This window comes from Moraxella pluranimalium, assembly GCF_002014825.1.
Taxonomy (GTDB): domain Bacteria; phylum Pseudomonadota; class Gammaproteobacteria; order Pseudomonadales; family Moraxellaceae; genus Moraxella; species Moraxella pluranimalium.
This window is the reverse complement of sequence record NZ_MUYU01000001.1, coordinates 19,309-38,487: the sequence shown is the minus strand read 5'-3', so window position 1 is coordinate 38,487 and position 19,179 is coordinate 19,309. Positions and strand designations below refer to the sequence as shown.

Sequence of the window (19,179 nt, the reverse complement as noted above, 5' to 3'; positions counted from 1 at the left end):
TTAGTGTACCACTACATAAACTGTAGGTTTGCTAACGAAGCATATATTTTAAATATTTTTTTCAATATATTTATTCTGTCTTTTAGGTCGAAGTACATGGATACACCCCAAACAAAACCCCTGAGACCTAGTGGTTTCAGGGGGATTTTGGAGGATTTTAGTTGATATAATCAACCGGATTTTATGTATGGTGGAGATGGCGGGAGTTGAACCCGCGTCCGCCAGCACTACGCCCATAGCTCTACATGTTTAGAATCTGTCTATGGCTTTAATCCGCACCGAACCGACAGTCAGGATGGATTGGACGATTTGCTAAAAGTTTCGCACCCGTCATCGCAACGCTAACAGATGCTATCCTTTGTGCGTTCGCTTCGGGGAGAGTGACCAGACCAAAGGCAATCTGCACCGTCCCAAGCTGCCCTTAGGCTGCTAGAGCGTAAGTTTCGTCGTTTGCGACTATTTTAAATGTATGTTGATTTACAAGAGTCACACGCTCTTGACATGCACTATTGAGTTTCATTACCAGCGTCGAAGCCAGAACATCCCCATAGTTTTTTGATTATAGCAAGTCTTGTACAAAAACTCAATGATTTTGCCAGACTTGCTGTATCTCAATTTATAGATCAGTTGTAGTTTGGCATTTTGGTTGGCTTGCCGTCTTTGTCAATAAAATACACCTGCTCGCCTTCGATGACGAATGCCGCACCTTCGACAAAGTCAGACGCCAAGTCATATTTGATTGGGATAACGACTTTGCCCGTCTTGTCAATAAAGCCAAATTGGTGCAATTCTTCACCGTCGGCATCTTTTTTGCCGGTCTTTTTGCTGACCGCAGCACGACCTTCGGCAAAATCTTTGGCAGAGTCAAACTGTGGTTTGATGGCGACTTTACCCGATTTGTCCAAAAATCCGTATTGGTTGCCTTGCTTGAATAGCACCAAGCCATCTTCGAACCAGTCACCTGTCATTGTGTAGGTAGGCTTAATGACAATCTTGCCTGTGGTATCAATAAAGCCGTATTTGCCATTTTGTTCAATTTTGGCACGACCTTCCCAAAAACCCCAAGCGTCGGTATATTGTGGCTTGATGGCGATTTTGCCCGATTTGTCGATATAGCCGTATTTGTCCGCTTGTTTGATGAGCGCCAAATCATCGCTAAACGGATGCGCTTCTTGGTAAATGGCAGGGATGATAAGCTTGCCTGACTCATCCACAAAGCCGTATTTGTCGTCTTTTTTGATGAGTGCAAGCCCTTGGGTATAGCCACAGTCAGGATAAACGACGGCAAAGCTTGCGCCGGTTGGTAGTGGCGTGCTAGCACAGGCTGGGGCTTCTTCATCATCAAAGCCATAAGTGCCAAGCGTGTCGTCATTTGCCATCGCAGGCAGGGTGGTGAGCGATAGTCCGATTAGGCTTGCGATGCTGATTTTTTTTAATAAAGTTGTCATGGTATAGTCCGTATTGATGGATAATTTGACACATTTTGACACAAAAAATGCCCAAATGCCACCATCATTGATAACGATTTCGTATCAATTTGGTGGCAAAACTTAAGCAAATTTTGCACAACTGCCAAAGTTGACAGGTGCAAAATTGCTTTTGGGGCAGTTTAGCTGAGTGCTGTGATGATGGCAGTTTTTAGTTTGGCTAATTTATCATCACTGAGCACACCACCATGACGGTCGCTGACATAGAACATATCTTCGGCACGCTCGCCAAGCGTGGTAATGCGTGCGCCATGCACTTCGATGTGGTGCTGACTAAAGACAGCGCCGACTTTGGCAAGCAGGGACGGGCGGTCTTTGGTGATGAGCTGCATCTGATGATGTCCTTGGTGTGCAAGCGGTGTGGCGCTACTAAATTGCACGGTCGTCGGCACGGTGAAGTGCTTAAGCTTGGTATTAAAGCCATAAGTGCGTGGCGGAACTTTGCAGTCGCCTTGCTTGAGTCCATCAATCAGCCGTGTCATCACCGTCTGAATGCGTTCGGGATTGGACAACAAATCCACCTGATCGCCTGTGGTCGCCAAGCGGTCAATCACCACATACGAATCAAGCGCAACCGAGATACCATCAATCGTGGCGGTCAAGATGTTGGCGTCAAGCACGCTCAAATCAAGCTGGTCAAGGATGCAGACAGTGGTGGCAAATAGATTGTCCTGATCGGGGGCGCAGATGAGTAGCTGGATACCGCCAAGACTCAAATCGCTGTGTGCACGCAAGGCGATGATTGGCTCACCGCTTGTAAGTTTGGCTTTGGCTTTGATGATTTCATCTGACTGCCAAGCGATGTCAAAGTGTTTTTGCTTAAGAAAATATTCTTCGCCAAAATTCGCCCACAGCGCATCCAGCTTTTCTCGTTCGACATCGGGCAAGATGTCGCAGGCTTTATTTTTGCGGTTTTCAATCACCACATCTTTGTCGGTGACATGAGCGCCAAGACTATGCACACGGTGCACCGAGATGTATAGCTGCTTGAGTAGGGCGGCTCGCCAAGTATTCCACAGCTGGCTATTGGTGGCGTTCATATCGGCGACGGTCAGCGCATATAGGTGATTGAGCCGTGTGATACTGCCGGTAAATTCGGCAAAGTGTGCAATGACTTCAGGGTCTGAGATGTCCTGTTTTTGAGCGGTCAAAGACATGGTCAGGTGCTCAAGCACGAGCCATTCGACCAGTCGGCTATCCGCTTCGCTCATGCCATGACTTTGGCAAAATTCATAAGCATCCACCGCCCCCAGCTTGCTATGGTCACCGCCACGACCTTTGGCGATGTCATGAAAGATGGCGGCGATGACCAAGATGTCTTTGCGGACAATTTTTTGATAGACTTCTGACACGAGCCCAAAATTATCCGCACGAGCATCATCACCAAAGCGATGCAAAATCCGCACGAGCAGCAAAGTATGCGCATCCACCGTATAGCGATGGAACAAATCATACTGCATCAGCCCCATGATTTTGCCAAAGGCAGGCAGATAATTGCCAAGCACGCCAAAACGCTTCATCAGTCGTAGGCGGTGAAACAGATAATTGCCTTCTTGTAAATTCGCCAAAAATAAGCGTCGATGTTCGCTATCGGCACGATACGCATCATCAATATGGGTGCTGGCTTGATAAATGGCGCGCAGGGTGCTTGCGGTGATTTGTTTGATGCCAAGCTGACCCATCATCAAAAAAATCTTCAGCAAATTGGCAGGATTTGCCAAAAAAACATCAGGGCGAGTGATGGCGATTTTGGGCGGTGTGGTATCGGATTGTTTATTACTGACTTCACAAGTGCCATCTGCGGTATCGGTTTCTTGAATCAGACAAAAATCATCATCAATTGGTGTGGTGCTGATGGCAGGCGACAGATAAGTTTCATAAAAATACGCACACAGCATCTCGGACAGTGCCGCCACACGCATGGCATGGCGATAATACAGACGCATCATCGCTTCAAGGGCGGTTTTGACATCGCTATGGGTGGCGTTCGATGAGTCGAGATAATAGCCAAATCGCTGAGCGACGGTTTTTTGGTGATCAAATAGCAGTCGATCTTCATGGCGAGCGGTCTGCATATGCAGATGATGGCGGATGCACCACAAGAATCGCTGAGCGTTTTGTAGGATGGTGCATTCTTCGGGGCTGATAAAGCCTGTGGCAACCAAATCATCAAAGCTTTTGCCATGCCCAAAATAAAAACGACCCAGCCAGCCAATCATGTGCAGATCTCGAAGTCCACCGGGGGCGTTTTTGATGTTTGGCTCAAGGTTGTATTCGGTGGCGTTTTGGGTAAGATAGCGTTCTTTGGATTCTGCCATTTTGGCGTCATAATACGCTTTGGCACTCCAAGTCTCTTTGACCGCTTGATAAGGCACATCCGCCCATACTGCATTACCTGCCAGTAGCCGTGACTCAATCATGGCACTGGCGATGGTCTGATCGGTGGCGGCAAGCTTGGTTTCATCTAGGCTACGCACCGAGATGGCAGGCGTGATACCAATGTCCCACAGCATCGCCACAAATGCTTCAATCTGTGTTTTGAGCGCATTGGGATTTTGACCGATTAATAAAATATCAATATCGGATGCAGGTAGTAGCTCAGCTCGGCCATAGCCACCAACCGCAAATAACGCCAGCTCATCCCCAAAGCCAAAAGCATGATAAATCTCACTCAAAATCGCATCAATCGCCAAAGTGCGAATACCAATCAAATCGGTGATATACGAAGTGGCATCCACGCCATAAGCGATGATGTGCTGATCGATGGCGTGATTGAGCGTGCCAAGCCATGTGCGGATGGCAGTGCCATCAAGCGTGTCAGCACTGATAGCAGGTGGTGGCGTGATACTCAGATGCAGTGCTTGGCTTTGGCGCATCAGGCGCTCATAGATTGAGTGTGGCATACGATTTCCTTGTTTTTGTTATAAAAAAATGGGCGAAGTCATCAGCTTCGCCCATAGCCATACGACCCATCACAGGGCAGATTAGCTGTTCAAAAAGCTCAAATCTTCTTCGGGGCGAGCAGTGGTGACGATACAGCCATTGTCGGTGACAATCAGCGTATGCTCCCATTGGGCAGATAGCTTGCGATCTTTGGTGATGGCGGTCCAGCCGTCTTTCATGACTTTGGTTTGCCATACGCCCTGATTAATCATCGGCTCGATGGTGAATGCCATGCCAGTTTTGAGCTCGACGCCTGTGCCTGCTTTGCCGTAGTGTAGCACCTGTGGCTCGGCGTGAAAAGTCTCACCGATACCATGACCGCAGAACTCACGCACGATGCTAAAGCGTTCTGGCTCAACGACTTTTTGGATGGCGGCACCGATATCGCCAAGTCTTGCGCCATTTTTGACGACTTTCATGCCGGCGTACAGTGCTTCTTGGGCGACACGGCAAATGCGTTCAGCCATCACCGAGCCTTCGCCGATGATCCACATTTTTGAGGTGTCACCATAAAAGCTATCTTTAATCACTGTGATGTCAATATTAATAATGTCGCCATCTTTTAGTAGGCGTTCGTGATCGGGGATGCCGTGGCAGACCACATGGTTAATCGATGTGCAGATCGATTTTGGAAAGCCGTTATAGTTCAGCGGTGCAGGGATTGCGCCATGATCAAGGATGTACTGATGAGCGATGTCATCAAGCTTACCTGTGCTGACACCTGCTTTGACATATTCATCAAGCATGATGAGCACATCGGCGGCAAGCTTACCGGCAATCTGCATTTTTTCGATTTGATCGGCGTTTAGGATAGGAATATTTTTACTCATAATAAAGTCGATGTATAAAATAAAAAATGGTTATGAAAAACTCACAACCATTTTACCGTAAATGATAAGTTTTCACAAATCAAAGCGTCATTTGCCAAGAAATTTTTGTGCAAATCGGCACTTTGTGCAACTGACTTACCGTTTATCAATCTTCATCCAGCAAATCTTGCTCACGAGCCGCTTGCAAGATGATGCTAGAGCGATTGCCCGAGCGACAAAAGATGTGCAGTGGGCGTTCGGTTCTATTAAAAAAATCCGCAAATTCTTGGACATGGTGCATCTCAAGCATCCCACCGCTGAACGGGATGTGTGCATAGATGATGCCGTGCTCGGTGGCAGCGGCTTTGATGGCGTCGCTGGTCGGCTGTCCTGCTTCTTCGCCGTCTGGACGGTTATTGATTAGGGTTTTGTAGCCTTGTTCGGCAAGCGTCTTGACATCATCGACGCTGATTTGACCTGAGATGGTGATGGTATCGCTCATGGATATTCCTTAATGGTAAAAATTATTTAAGTAGCTTACTCTGATTTTGATGATTTGGCAAATGATTTTAAACGCTTGGCAAAGCTGAACAAAATCTAGTAGCATCGCTATCGCAAATTAAGCGTACACTGATATACTGACCATGCAGTCACAAAATAAAAAGCGTGTTTAGATAATCCTAAATTATGATAAAATAGGTTACTTAGCCAAATCGCCTGATGAGCCACAAGTCTTTTTTTTTGGTCTGTGCTTGTTGGGCTTTGATAGCAAAACGGATTTTTATTATGCCAATGCCTTTTTTAAAAAAACGCCTAGCCAAACTAATCTCAACCAAAACCGCCGAGCCGACCGCAGTCGAGCCGATGCAGTATCCACATTTGTTTGAGCCGTTGGATTTGGGCTTTACCACCCTAAAAAACCGCCTTGTGATGGGCTCGATGCACACGGGGCTAGAAGACCGTTTTTATCATTATGGCAAATTGGCAAGCTATTTTGAAGCACGAGCCAAAGGCGGTGTGGGGCTAATGATTACAGGAGGTATCTCGCCCAATCGTGAAGGCTGGCTGACGCCGCTTGGCGGTACGCTCAATCGCCGCGCTGATGTCATCCATCATGCTCGAGTGACCCGTGCCGTACATAAACATGGTGCAAAAATCTTATTACAAATCCTACACTCTGGTCGCTACGGCTATCATCCGTTTGTGGTTGCACCAAGCCCAATCAAATCACCGATTTCGCCGTTCAAGCCACGACAGATGAGCCTAAAGAATATTCAGGCGACGATACAGGACTTCGCACATACGGCAAGCCTTGCCAAAAAAGCAGGTTATGACGGCGTGGAGATTATGGGTTCTGAAGGATATCTTATCAATCAGTTCTTATCAGCACGCACCAACAAGCGAGATGATGCCTATGGTGGCAGCCTTGAGAATCGTATGCGTTTTGCCATCGAGATTGTACAGGCGGTCAGAGCGGTAGTGGGTACGGATTTTATCATCAGCTTTCGCTTATCGATGATTGAGCTGGTCGAAGATGGGGCGACGATGGCGGATGTCATCAGCTTGGCGCAGGCGCTTGAGACAGTTGGCGTGACTTTGATTAACACTGGTATCGGCTGGCATGAAGCCCGAGTGCCGACCATTGTGACAAGCGTACCACGAGCGACTTTTGTGCGTTATACCGCAGCGGTTAAGCAGGCGGTATCCATCCCTGTCATCGCCGCCAACCGTATCAATATGCCCGATACTGCAGAAGCCATCATTGCCAACGGTCAGGCGGATATGGTGCAGATGGCACGACCATTTTTGGCGGATAGCGAGTGGGCGAATAAGGCGTATCATAATCAAGCCAATCTTATCAATACCTGTATCGGCTGTAACCAAGCTTGCCTAGATCATACCTTTAGCGGTGAGCGGGCATCGTGCTTGGTCAATCCTTTGGCGTGTCATGAGAGCGAGTATGATATCAAGCCCGCCAAAAAACCCAAAAAAGTCATCGTCGTCGGTGCAGGCGTGGCAGGTCTGTCAGCGGCGGTGACGGCGGCAGCTCGTGGGCATCAGGTGAGCCTGTATGAAGCCAAGCCGTTCATTGGCGGGCAGTTTAATATGGCAAAGGTCATCCCAGGCAAAGAAGAGTTTTTTGAGACAATTCGTTATTTTCGTGAGCAGATCGCCACACTTGGCATTGATGTGCACCTAAATACTGCGGTGGATAAGGGCTTTTTGGACGCGCAATCAGCCGATCATATCATCATCGCCACAGGTGTCGTGCCACGAGAGATTGATATCACAGGTCGGCAGTTACCACAGGTGATGAGCTATAGTGAGCTATTAACAGGTCAAAAAGTCGCCGGTGAGCGTGTGGCAGTGCTGGGCGCAGGTGGTATTGGCTTTGATGTGGCGGAATTTTTGGTGCATGGCGCAAGTGTATCAAATGATGTCAATGATGCAAACTATCAGCCACAGGCACAGACGGCACAAGCGTTCTTTGAGCAGTGGGGCGTCGATGGCGATGCCAATTACCAAAGCATCGGTGCACTACGGCCTGCCAACCCACCAACGCCTGCTCGCCAAGTGTATTTGCTACAGCGTAGCAAGGGCAAGCTTGGCAAGAGTCTGAATAAAACCACAGGCTGGGTGCATAAAGCGACCATCAAACAAGCAGGGGTCATCCAGATGGCAGGCGTGACTTATGACAAGGTCACGGATGAAGGGCTGTGGGTGACGGTTGATGGCACAAGTCAGCTACTGCGTGTCGATACTGTGGTGCTGTGCGTCGGTCAAGAGTCGGTCAATCATCTGATGCCACAGCTTGGCGATACGCCAAAAGCTGATTATCAAGTCATCGGCGGTGCCAAGCTGTCTGATCGACTGGACGCTAAGCGTGCTATCCGAGAAGGCTTTGAAGTGGCGGTGCATTTGTGATGGTTTTTGGGGATTTTAGCCTAAGCTATTCATAAATGTATAAGTGCTATTATCGCCATGTATCGTCATAGCTATCGATATCACCATCTAGCCACAAAAAAACTCGCCTGATATGCTGTCAGGCGAGTTTTTATCAAACCATCAACAACCGCTGATTACTTCGCATTACGCTCATAAACAGGCAGTTTTTTGCAGATGGCGGCGACTTTTTCACGAGTGGCAGCGATAACAGCTTCATCACCACGAGCATCTAGCACATCGCAGATCCAGCCTGCCAACTCACGGCATTCAGCTTCGCCAAAGCCACGAGTGGTCACCGCAGGCGTGCCAATACGGATACCTGAAGTCACAAATGGTGATTTTGGATCGTTTGGTACTGAGTTTTTGTTCACAGTGATGTGTGCATCGCCCAGCCATTTATCCGCTTCTTTACCGGTGATTTCTTGCTTGATTAGGCTAATTAGCATCAGATGGTTTTCTGTGCCACCTGAGACGATGTCATAGCCACGAGATTGGATGACTTCTGCCATTGCTTTGGCGTTGGCGACCACTTGCTGTTGATACGTTTTGTACTCATCGCTCATTGCTTCTTTGAAGCAGACAGCTTTGGCAGCGATGGCGTGCATTAGTGGGCCGCCTTGGTTGCCCGGGAATACAGCAGATGCCAATTTTTTCTCAATCTCTGGATTGGCTTTGGCTAGGATTAGACCTGAGCGTGGGCCACGCAGAGTTTTGTGGGTGGTGGTTGTGGTGACATCAGCGATTTGTACTGGGTTTGGATAGACGCCAGCTGCGACTAGACCTGCCACGTGCGCCATATCCACCATCAGATACGCACCAACTTCATCAGCGATGTCACGGAATTTTTGCCAATCAACAACTTGGCTGTATGCTGAGAAACCTGCGATGATCATCTTTGGCTTGTGCTCACGAGCTAGGCGTGCCACTTCATCATAATCAATCAAGCCAGTTTCGGTGTCTAGACCATATTGTACCGCATTATAAGTACGGCCTGAGAAGCTCACTGTCGCACCGTGTGTCAAGTGACCACCGTGTGCAAGGCTCATACCAAGTACTGTATCGCCTGCTTCTAGTAGTGCAAGATACACAGCGCTGTTGGCGTTCGAGCCTGAGTGTGGCTGTACATTGGCGTAGTCTGCGCCAAACAGTTCTTTGGCACGATCGATAGCGATTTGTTCGATGACATCGACATACTCACAGCCGCCATAATAACGCTTACCTGGATAACCTTCGGCATATTTGTTGGTCAAGGCAGTGCCTTGAGCTTCCATCACCGCAGGCGAGCAGTAGTTTTCAGAAGCGATGAGCTCAATATGATCTTCTTGACGCTGTGCTTCGGCATCGACTTGAGCGGCGATCTCTGGATCGTATTGATGAAGTGAAATTTCTTTAAACATGGTGTTTCCTTGTTTGTATCAAATATGGAAGGATAAAACAGTGTTCCTAGTGTAGCATATTTATCTATCGATACACTAGGGGCGAGCGAGTTTTTACAAAGAAAATTTATCAATGCCAAAATTGACACACAAAACTCATCACGCCGAGAGTCATCACGCCGAGAGACTGTCAATAAAAGCAGGTAAAAATCGCTCATCAATCAGCAATTTTTTGCCATGATACTCATAAACGGTGCGTCTGCCGTGACACGAATTTTCATGATAATAATGACGCACATGGGGCAAGGTGCGATGTCCCTTAAATAGTACATAGCCAATTGGCGTACGCCCCAGATGACGCAATCGTCTCAGCGCACCTGTCAATGTCGGCAAGGGAAAAATGCTTGTTGCCATCACCCACGCATCATCGCTATTGCCGTATAATTTGACCATGCGTATCCAAGCTAATTGTGGCTTATGCACAGGCAATGACAGTAGGCGTTTTTGATGTTGATTAAGCAGGGCATGACCTTCATGCAGGACGACGACACGCAGCGCCTGATGTGCGTGTGTTTCAAGTAAGGCGGTCAGCGACCCTTTGGATGTCAAAAATGCCTGTAATTTTGGCGGTGCTTTGGGCACTGCTGTCGGCGAATTGGCACAAAATGATGATGACATGACATTCAAGATAATAGATACAGGTGTTCAATTTTAGCATAAAATCCACAAAATGCGATGGGATTTTGTGATATTAATAATTTATAATAATATAATAAATTTAATAATACTAACCATAAATCTAAGTCTCGGCAATTTTACTCATAGAAAATCAATCACTTGTATCGATATACTATTATTTATTCTATTTGTAAATGATTTTGTAATAGTCATTTATTTATGAAATATTGAACATTGGCACAGGCTATTGGATTTGTGATGCGATTTTGGCTATTCTGTAGTCAACGGAGCAAGCATCCAAAGAATCGGGAGCTTTGGGTGTTTACTCTTAATATCGCAGTATGCATTTTTAAGTTGTCAATCAAAGGAGTTAGCCATGACTTATCAATCAGCACTAGAGCACGTTCGTAAAGTTAAGGGAAAATTGGGCGGTACTTGGGATGCCATTCGCCCAGAAGATGCAGCACGCATGATTGTCCAAAACCGCTTTAAGACCGGTCTTGACATCGCCAAATACACCGCCGCCATCATGCGCCGTGACATGGCAGAATACGATGCGGACAACAGCAAATACACCCAATCACTTGGCTGCTGGCATGGCTTTATCGCTCAGCAAAAAATGATTGCCAACAAAAAATACTTCGGCACTACCAACAAACGCTACATCTACCTATCAGGCTGGATGGTGGCAGCGCTTCGCTCAGAGTTTGGCCCACTACCTGACCAATCTATGCACGAAAAAACCGCTGTGCCAAAATTGATTGAAGAAATCTACACCTTCCTTCGCCAAGCGGACGCAAAAGAATTAAACGATTTATTCCGTGCAATGCAAAAAGCTGAAGCAGCAGGCGACAGCGCAAAAGTAAAAGAAATCGAAGCTCAAATCGATAACTTTGAAACGCATGTTGTGCCAATCATTGCAGACATTGACGCAGGCTTTGGTAACGAAGAAGCGACTTATCTGTTGACCAAGCAAATGATTGAAGCAGGTGCTTGTGCAATCCAAATCGAAAACCAAGTATCTGATGCCAAGCAGTGCGGTCACCAAGCAGGTAAAGTAACTGTACCACACGAAGATTTCTTGGCGAAAATCAACGCTGTACGCTATGCGTTCCTAGAGCTTGGTGTGGATGATGGTGTGATTGTCGCTCGTACCGACTCAGAAGGTGCTGATTTGACCCAAAAAATCCCAGTATCTCGTGAGCCGGGCGACCTAGCATCTAAGTACATCAGCTACCTAGAAACCACCGAGATTGACATCTCTGAAGCCAAAGAAGATGAAATCCTAATCAAGCGTGATGGCAAACTACATCGCCCAACTCGCTTGCCATCAGGTCTGTATCAGTTCCGCGAAGGCACACAGCATGACCGTGTTGTCCTAGACTGTGTCACAAGCCTACAAAACGGTGCGGACATGATTTGGATTGAGACGCCAACCCCAGATGTGGCAGGTATCGCAAGCTTTGTTAATGACATCAAAAAACAAGTGCCAAATGCTAAGCTTGTGTACAATAACTCGCCATCATTCAACTGGACCATCAACTTCCGTCAGCAAGCCTATGACCGCTGGGTGGCTGAAGGTCGTGATGTCTCAGGCTATGAGCGTGACAAGCTAATGGACGCCAAATACGACGGTTCAGAGCTTGCCAATGATGCGGACGAAAAAATCCGTACATTCCAAGCGGATGCAGCCCGTGAAGCAGGCGTGTTCCATCACCTAATCACCTTGCCAACCTACCACACTGCGGCACTATCAACGCATGAATTGGCAAAAGGTTACTTCGGTGATGAAGGTATGCTAGCCTATGTCGCAGGCGTACAACGCAAAGAAATCCGTGGCGGTATCGCTTGCGTCAAGCACCAAGCGATGGCAGGTTCTGACATCGGTGATGACCACAAAGAGATTTTCTCTGGTGAGAATGCCCTAAAAGCAGGGGATGCGACTAAGAACACCATGAACCAATTTGGCGGCTAATTAAACACTTCGTGAATCGTGCTACTGCGTCGTTGGGCTCGCTTGCTGTACTACTTGTACAGCATCGCTCCCCCGCCTAGCATTAGCAACAATTCACTTGGTTTAATCCGATAACGGTAATTGGTAATAGACGGTGTTTTGACTTTGGGTTAAAGCACCGTTTTTGATTTTAAGATAATGATTTTTAAGGATAAAACTATGGCGACACAACGCATCCAAAAAGGCAGCTTTGCCATTGACAAAATTTTATATGATTTTATTGAAAATGAAGCTTTGCCATTGTCTCATGTGACTAGCGATGAGTTTTGGGCAGGGTTTGAAAAAATTGTCAAAGACCTAACCCCAAAAAACAAAGCCTTGCTCGCTCGCCGTGATGACTTGCAAGCACAGATTGATGAGTGGCATGAGAATAACACTTATGAGCTTGGGGCTTATAAACAGTTTCTAACCGACATCGGCTATCTTGAGCCTGAAGTGGCGGATTTTACCATCACCACCAACAATGTCGATGACGAAATCGCCACCATCGCAGGGGCACAGCTTGTTGTACCTGTGCGTAACGCTCGCTATGCACTAAACGCTGGTAATGCTCGCTGGGGTAGCCTGTATGACGCACTGTATGGCTTTGATGTCATTAGCGAAGAAAACGGTGCGGATAAAGGCAAAGGCTACAACCCTGTGCGTGGGGCAAAGGTGATTGAATTTGCCAAAAATTTCCTAGATGAAACCTATCCGTTAGCGACAGGCTCGCACAGCGATGTCACCGCTTATGCCATCAAAGATGGCAAGCTTGTGGCGACTTTGGCAGATGGCGAAACCACCTTAAAAGACAGTCAGCAGCTACAAGGCTATAACGGTAGCAGTGATGCGCCATCAGAAATCATCCTAAAAAACAACGGCTTGCACACCATTATTCAAATTGACAAAACCAGTCAAATCGGTCAATCGGACACAGCAGGTGTCAAAGATGTCATCCTAGAAGCCGCCGTCACCACCATCCAGGACCTAGAAGACTCGGTGGCTGCCGTCGATGCCGAAGAAAAAGTCGAAGGCTATCGCAACTGGTTGGGTTTGATGAAAGGTGATTTGTCCGAAACTTTAGAAAAAAATGGTAAAACCATCACCCGTACGCTAAATAGCGACCGCACCTACACCGACCTAAATGGCAACACCCAAACCCTGCACGGCCGCTCGGTCATGCTACTGCGTAATGTGGGGCATCTGATGACCAACCCTGCGATTTTGGTGGATGGCGAAGAGATTTTTGAAGGGATTATGGACGGGGTAATCACGCCTCTACTATCTACCATTGATATCACGGGCAAAAATACCCTGCGTAACTCTCGCACAGGCTCGATGTACATTGTTAAGCCAAAAATGCACGGCTCGGATGAAGTGGCATTTGCGGTGGAGTTGTTCACTCGCTCAGAAGAGCTGCTAAAACTGCCAAAAAACAGCATCAAAATGGGCATCATGGATGAAGAAAAACGCACCAGTGCCAACCTAAAAAACTGTATCTCGGCAGCGCGTGAGCGTACCATCTTTATTAATACAGGCTTTATGGATCGCACAGGTGATGAAATCCACACCGCCATGAAAGCAGGGGCATTCGTGCGTAAAGGCGAAATCAAGGGTCAAAAATGGTTTACTGCCTACGAAGATCGCAATGTCATCATCGGCCTAAAAGCAGGATTAAAAGGTAAAGCACAAATCGGCAAAGGGATGTGGCCAAAGCCTGATGAGCTTGCCGATATGTACCGCACCAAGATTGAGCATCCACAAGCGGGTGCAAGCTGTGCATGGGTACCAAGCCCATCGGGTGCGACCATCCATGCCATCCATTATCATCAGTGTAGCGTTGCTGAGCGTCAAGCGGCACTGCAAAATGCCCAAGTGCCATCGATTGATGACTTGCTCACCATTCCGCTCGCGACCGATACCAACTGGAGCGATAGCGATAAGCAAAAAGAGCTTGAAAACAACTGCCAAGGCATCTTAGGCTATGTCGTGCGTTGGGTAGATCTGGGTGTGGGCTGTTCAAAAGTCCCTGACATCAACAACATCGGACTGATGGAAGACCGTGCCACCTTGCGTATCTCATCTCAGCACGTCGCCAACTGGCTAGCACACGGCATCGTCACCGAAGATGAAGTATGGACAGTGCTAAAACGCATGGCAAAAGTCGTCGATGAGCAAAACGCAGGCGACCCTGATTATCGTCCAATGTCGGCAGACTTTGAGAATAACATTGCCTTTAATGCGGCGGCGGATTTGATCTTTAAGGGTGCGGTTCAGCCATCAGGCTATACCGAGCCATTACTACACAAGGCTCGCCTGAAGCTCAAGGGCTATACGGGTGATTGATAATTAATCATCTGACCCAAAACCACGATAGGGCAACTTATCGTGGTTTTGCTTATTAAACTTTTGGATAAAAAAACGCTTGACAAACCATCCAAAATACGGTTTAATATGCACCACTTTGGCGTGATAGCTCAGTTGGTAGAGCAACGGATTGAAAATCCGTGTGTCGGCAGTTCGATCCTGCCTCTCGCCACCATATTAAAAAAGCCTTTCGATGATGTCGGAAGGCTTTTTTGTTGTGTAGGATTTTGTTGCGTGTTGTGCGCTGTGGTGTTATAGTTAAAAAAATTGCAATTTCAAGGATGCTCACCGATGCCACATATAACTAGCCAAAATTCTGCAAAAACCCTATACCTATTCGTCCCTGCCATTCGCCTTGACCGTGTGCCAAAGGCAGTGGCGACGGGCGCTGATGTTGTCATCATTGATCTAGAAGATGCAGTGGCGCACGACCAAAAAGTCGATGTGCGTGCCCAATTAATCGAGTTTGATGCCGCGAGTGATTATCACTATTGGCTACGGGTGAATGCCAGCCGCCAAAGCGATCATGCGTATGATTTGCAGTGTGTAGCCAAGCTAAATAAAGTCGATGGCATCGTCCTGCCAAAGTGCCAAAATCCCGAGCAGGTTGAGTATCTACACCAAGCGACAGGGCTACCTGTGATTGCGGTGGTGGAGACGCCTGTCGGTGTGGCGAATATCGCCAAGATTGCCACTGCGCATGGTTTGTATGCGATGAGTTTTGGTTGTTTAGATTTATTACACTCACACGGTGTGCGTATGGGCTCGCAGGCGGCAGCAGTACTGTTTGATAAGATTCGCTGTGATTTGCTTGTGCATTCACTGGCTAATGGTGTGCATCCACCGATTGATGCGGTGTTTGTGGATTTTGATGATGAAGATGGCTTAATGGACTGCGTGCGACATTGGGCTGATTTTGGCTTTGGTGGGCAGATGGCGATTCATCCCAAGCAGATTGCCATCATGAAACAAGCTTTAGCCACCAGTGATGATGAACGAATTTTTGCCCAAAAAATCCTGGCAGAATATCAGCGCACGGGCGATACCGTCTTTGCCATCGATGGGCGTATGGTGGATTTGCCGTTGATACTGTGGGCAAAAGATATATTGGGTGATTGTTAAGCCAAGCTTATTATAGCCAAACCAAACCCATCACGCTCGCTCGGTCATCATCGCAATCGCTTGGCTGATGTCGCTAAGACCTGTAGCCACCATAAACAGCCGATCCACACCCAAGGCGATACCGCTACACTCAGGTAGGTCATCACACGCTGCCAATAAATGCTCATCAATCGGCATCTGTGGCAGACCCAATGCGGCACGACTGATATTATCCTGCTCAAATCGTGCTCGTAGCGCATCGCCATCAGCCAGCTCATCATAAGCATTGGCAATCTCAATGCCATTGATATACAGCTCAAAGCGCTTGGCGACCTGATGACCATCAGCATCGATTGCCATCTTGGCAAGTGATGCGGTGGCAGGCGGATAGTCGGTGATGAGCGTCGGCATCTCACAGCCTAATGTCGGCTCGACGATATGGCTAAATAACAAATCCAGCCATCCTTGATGATCATCGCCCATATCCAGTGTGATGCCATGCGATAAGGCGCAGGCTCTTAGCGTATCGATACTTGCGGACAATGGGTGAATCTGCGTGCTTTTGATAAAGGCATCACTATAGCTCAGCTTAATAATATCCATCGGCTGATCAAATACAACTGTCAGCAATGCTTGCAATTCATCTGCCAGCATATCTAAGTCAAATTCGGGTCGATACCACTCTAGCATGGTAAACTCAATATTGTGCTTGTGGCCTTTTTCGTTATCCCGAAATACTTGGCACAGCTGATACATCGGCACTTGATAAGTGGCAAGTAGTCGCTTCATGGCAAACTCTGGCGATGTATGCAGATAGCCTGTTTTTGGGTGTCCTTGATGGTGAAAATTCACCGATACCGACTCGATAAACACATCAGTATTGCCATGATTTGATAAAATCGGCGTGGTAACTTCCATCACATTACGTTGATAAAAAAACTCACGAATCTTACGCAAAAATGCTGCCTTTTTTTGGGCATTGATAAGGGATAAAGTAGGTTGATAAGTGCTTGGCATCATATAGATTTTCTAATAAAATAAGTGGGATTATTTGGCGGTTTTACGCTTGATTGGGTTGATAAATTTGGGATAAATTGGCAGTTTGGTAAGTTTTTATTTAGCCAAATCAGCCGAATTGAGCTTGGCTTTGGCTAAGTGCGGCTAAGTTTATTTAAAGCTTGGTTAAATTTTGATTAAATTAACCAAGCCACTCACGGCGTAGCTGATAAGTCTTACGCAGATGGTCAAAGTCAGCACCTTGTACGCCTGTATCAGTGCAGACGGCTCGTAGGCTTGTATCATCTTTGGCGATGTCATAAAACTGCGCCAGCACCGCTTTGTCGTTCTCATTGCCAATCAGCTGATTGATTAACTCATCAAACTGATACGGATTGGGCGGTAGTAGGGGTGCGAGCGTCTGACGCGCAGGCAAGCCAAAACACTGACAAAATGCCTGATAAATCATATCCGTGCCACGCAGTTTGCCTTCGAGCGTATAGCCTGCGATGTGTGGTGTGGCAAGCTGTAGTGCACTCATCAGTGGTGTGCTGATGGCAGGTTCGTGGGGAAATACATCCAAGATGACCTTACGCTGTGTGCGTTTGATGTCATCTAGTAGGGCGGTTTCATCGATAATCTCACCCCGAGCGGTATTGATCAGTAGTGCTGACGGCGACATCTGTGACAGCGCCTCTTGGTTGATCATGCCAAAGGTCGGGTGACTACCTGTGTGCGTCAGTGGTGTGTGAATGCTGATGACATCACAGTCAAGCACGGTATCGAGCGTGGCATGATTGATGGTAGATGGTGCGATCAAAGGGTCATAGCCGACAACCCGCCAGCCGAGCCCTTTGGCATATTCTGCCAAAGTACTGCCGATATTGCCAAGTCCGATGATGCCTAGGCGAATCGGCGTGGTGCGATAGCTAGGATAAGTATGCAAGATGGCGGTGATGACATATTGGGCGACCGAGTGCTTACTGCAGCCAGCAGCATTGGCAAAGCGGATACCATACTGCGCCAAAAAATCAGCATCCACATGATCAGTGCCAATAGTAGCCGAGCCCACGAACTTGAGCGGTAGAGTGGATAATTCGCCCAACTTATCCGCTGTCATCTGACTGACCGAGCGGATAAATAGCGCATCAGGCTGATATGTCAGCAGGGCATCACGGTTGATATCACGTCCCTTTAGCTTGATGACTTGGATGTCATGATGGCGTAGATAGTCATCAATATTGGCGATATTTTCATCAGCGAGTACGGTTAGCATTCGGTGTCCTTTTTGGTGGTGTCGGTATTGGCTGTGTCATCGGCATTGATGGCGTCGTGATTGATGATGGGCGTGGGTGTGGTGTCAGCCAGTAGTGCCTTGCCATCAGCCACTGCAAAGCCGGTACTGCGACTGGCAAAAATCTCATTCTTGTGCTGACTGATCCACTCTCGCCATACTGCTAGCATGATGGCAAGTAGGACAGGGCCGATGAATAAGCCAACAAAGCCAAATGCCGTCAAGCCGCCAAGCACCCCAATAAAAATCAAAATAAACGGAATCTTGGTCGCACCGCTAATCACCATCGGGCGAATCAGATTATCCACCCAACTAATCACCAGCATCCCCCACAACCCTAAGCCAATGCCTTCGGTGGTATGCCCTTGGGAAAGTAGCCACAACGCCACGCCACCCCAAGCAAACGGCGTGCCAAACGGAATCATCGCCACCATAAAGGTAATGATGGTTAGCAAAATCGGATTGGGCGCACCGGCAACAGCATAGCCAATCCCAGCCAGTAGCGCCTGTGCCAATGCCGTCAAGCCAATGCCATACACCACCGCACGAGTCGTGGCAGTCACCGAATTGATATAATGATCAATGCGATCGCCGATGATATTACGCAGAGCTTGGCGAATCTGCCGTACGAGACTCATGCCATCACGATAAAAGAAAAACAGCGTCATCAACGCCATACCAAGCTTGGTAAGGTTTTTTAGCACCGCATCAAACGCCATTTTGCCATAATACAGATGCGACTGCGCCCAGTTACGCACGGCTGCCATCGATGCTTCAGGGTCTTTGTTAATTTCCCATAGAATGTTTTTGATTTGCTGACCGATGACAGGTAAGTTCTTGATATTTTCGGGCAAATCGACATAGCCAGCTTGTAGGCGACGCACCGCCATGCCATAAAAACTGATGACTTCTTGTTGCAAGAAAAACACGCCCACCAACAGCGGTACACCAATCAACAGCGAAATCCCCACCGTCATAATCAGTGCGCTAAAGGTCGGGCTAAACTGCACCTTTTGATAAAAAAATCGATACAAAGGATAAGTCACATACGCCAAAATCGCCGCCCAAATCGCCGGCGAAATAAAAAACTGCACCACTTGAAAGCACAGAATAATGAGCAGAGTGAGCAAGATAAAAGTGAGTAGGCGCTGGATGACGCTTTCTTTAGTCCATTGTTCAATCATGATGG

General features: G+C 47.6%; 13 protein-coding genes, 1 tRNA gene and 1 other RNA gene. 5 read left to right on the top strand and 10 right to left on the bottom strand.

The genetic code is table 11. The annotated features are described in order from the left end of the window. Positions 1–188: 188 nt before the first annotated feature. The 5 genes from ssrA to B0680_RS00150 all read right to left on the bottom strand — a co-directional run bounded on the left by ssrA (position 189) and on the right by B0680_RS00150 (position 5,741). Positions 189–547, bottom strand: a transfer-messenger RNA (tmRNA) gene (gene ssrA / locus B0680_RS00170). Positions 548–623: 76 nt separating this feature from the next. Next, positions 624–1,448 carry a WG repeat-containing protein gene (locus tag B0680_RS00165; RefSeq protein ID WP_078253036.1) on the bottom strand — a complete coding sequence of 275 codons (825 nt, stop codon included), beginning with the start codon at positions 1,446–1,448 and terminating at the stop codon, positions 624–626. Positions 1,449–1,609: 161 nt separating this feature from the next. Then, a complete protein-coding gene (gene glnD / locus B0680_RS00160; RefSeq protein ID WP_078253035.1) occupies positions 1,610–4,390 on the bottom strand; it encodes a [protein-PII] uridylyltransferase in 2,781 nt (926 codons plus the stop codon). A gap of 81 nt (positions 4,391–4,471) precedes the next feature. Beyond that, the gene (gene map / locus B0680_RS00155; protein WP_078253034.1) at positions 4,472–5,260 is read right to left on the bottom strand and encodes a type I methionyl aminopeptidase; all 789 of its coding nucleotides are present in this window, start codon (positions 5,258–5,260) and stop codon (positions 4,472–4,474) included. A gap of 145 nt (positions 5,261–5,405) precedes the next feature. Next, positions 5,406–5,741 (bottom strand): TIGR01244 family sulfur transferase, encoded by a 336-nt coding sequence (locus tag B0680_RS00150; RefSeq protein WP_078253033.1) that lies wholly within the window; start codon positions 5,739–5,741, stop codon positions 5,406–5,408. A gap of 284 nt (positions 5,742–6,025) precedes the next feature. Here B0680_RS00150 and B0680_RS00145 point away from each other — a divergent pair, with 284 nt between their 5' ends. Then, entirely contained in the window at positions 6,026–8,164 is a 2,139-nt protein-coding gene (locus B0680_RS00145) for an NADPH-dependent 2,4-dienoyl-CoA reductase (protein WP_078253032.1), read from the top strand. A 155-nt stretch (positions 8,165–8,319) separates the two neighbouring features. Here the strand turns inward: B0680_RS00145 and glyA are convergent, their stop codons facing one another. Then, on the bottom strand, positions 8,320–9,582 hold the full coding sequence (gene glyA / locus B0680_RS00140) for a serine hydroxymethyltransferase (RefSeq protein WP_078253031.1): 1,263 nt from the start codon (positions 9,580–9,582) through the stop codon (positions 8,320–8,322). Between the two features lie 153 nt (positions 9,583–9,735). Further along, positions 9,736–10,239, bottom strand: coding sequence for a chorismate--pyruvate lyase family protein (locus B0680_RS00135; protein WP_078253030.1), 504 nt, complete (start codon positions 10,237–10,239; stop codon positions 9,736–9,738). Positions 10,240–10,615: 376 nt separating this feature from the next. Between B0680_RS00135 and B0680_RS00130 the strand changes: the two genes are divergently transcribed. From B0680_RS00130 to B0680_RS00115, 4 genes are all read left to right on the top strand, one after another. Then, the gene (locus B0680_RS00130) at positions 10,616–12,214 is read left to right on the top strand and encodes an isocitrate lyase (RefSeq protein WP_078253029.1); all 1,599 of its coding nucleotides are present in this window, start codon (positions 10,616–10,618) and stop codon (positions 12,212–12,214) included. Positions 12,215–12,412: 198 nt separating this feature from the next. After that, the gene (locus B0680_RS00125) at positions 12,413–14,578 is read left to right on the top strand and encodes a malate synthase G (protein ID WP_078253028.1); all 2,166 of its coding nucleotides are present in this window, start codon (positions 12,413–12,415) and stop codon (positions 14,576–14,578) included. 120 nt (positions 14,579–14,698) lie between these two features. Further along, positions 14,699–14,774: transfer RNA gene (locus tag B0680_RS00120), tRNA-Phe, on the top strand. Between the two features lie 116 nt (positions 14,775–14,890). Beyond that, on the top strand, positions 14,891–15,721 hold the full coding sequence (locus B0680_RS00115; protein ID WP_078253027.1) for an HpcH/HpaI aldolase/citrate lyase family protein: 831 nt from the start codon (positions 14,891–14,893) through the stop codon (positions 15,719–15,721). Positions 15,722–15,751: 30 nt separating this feature from the next. Here the strand turns inward: B0680_RS00115 and epmA are convergent, their stop codons facing one another. From epmA to B0680_RS00100, 3 genes are all read right to left on the bottom strand, one after another. After that, entirely contained in the window at positions 15,752–16,720 is a 969-nt protein-coding gene (gene epmA / locus B0680_RS00110; RefSeq protein WP_078253026.1) for an EF-P lysine aminoacylase EpmA, read from the bottom strand. A 178-nt stretch (positions 16,721–16,898) separates the two neighbouring features. Then, on the bottom strand, positions 16,899–17,972 hold the full coding sequence (locus tag B0680_RS00105) for a 4-phosphoerythronate dehydrogenase (RefSeq protein WP_078253025.1): 1,074 nt from the start codon (positions 17,970–17,972) through the stop codon (positions 16,899–16,901). Next, entirely contained in the window at positions 17,966–19,174 is a 1,209-nt protein-coding gene (locus B0680_RS00100) for an AI-2E family transporter (RefSeq protein WP_078253024.1), read from the bottom strand. Before B0680_RS00100 ends, B0680_RS00105 begins: the two co-directional genes overlap by 7 nt. Between the last annotated feature and the right edge of the window lie 5 nt (positions 19,175–19,179).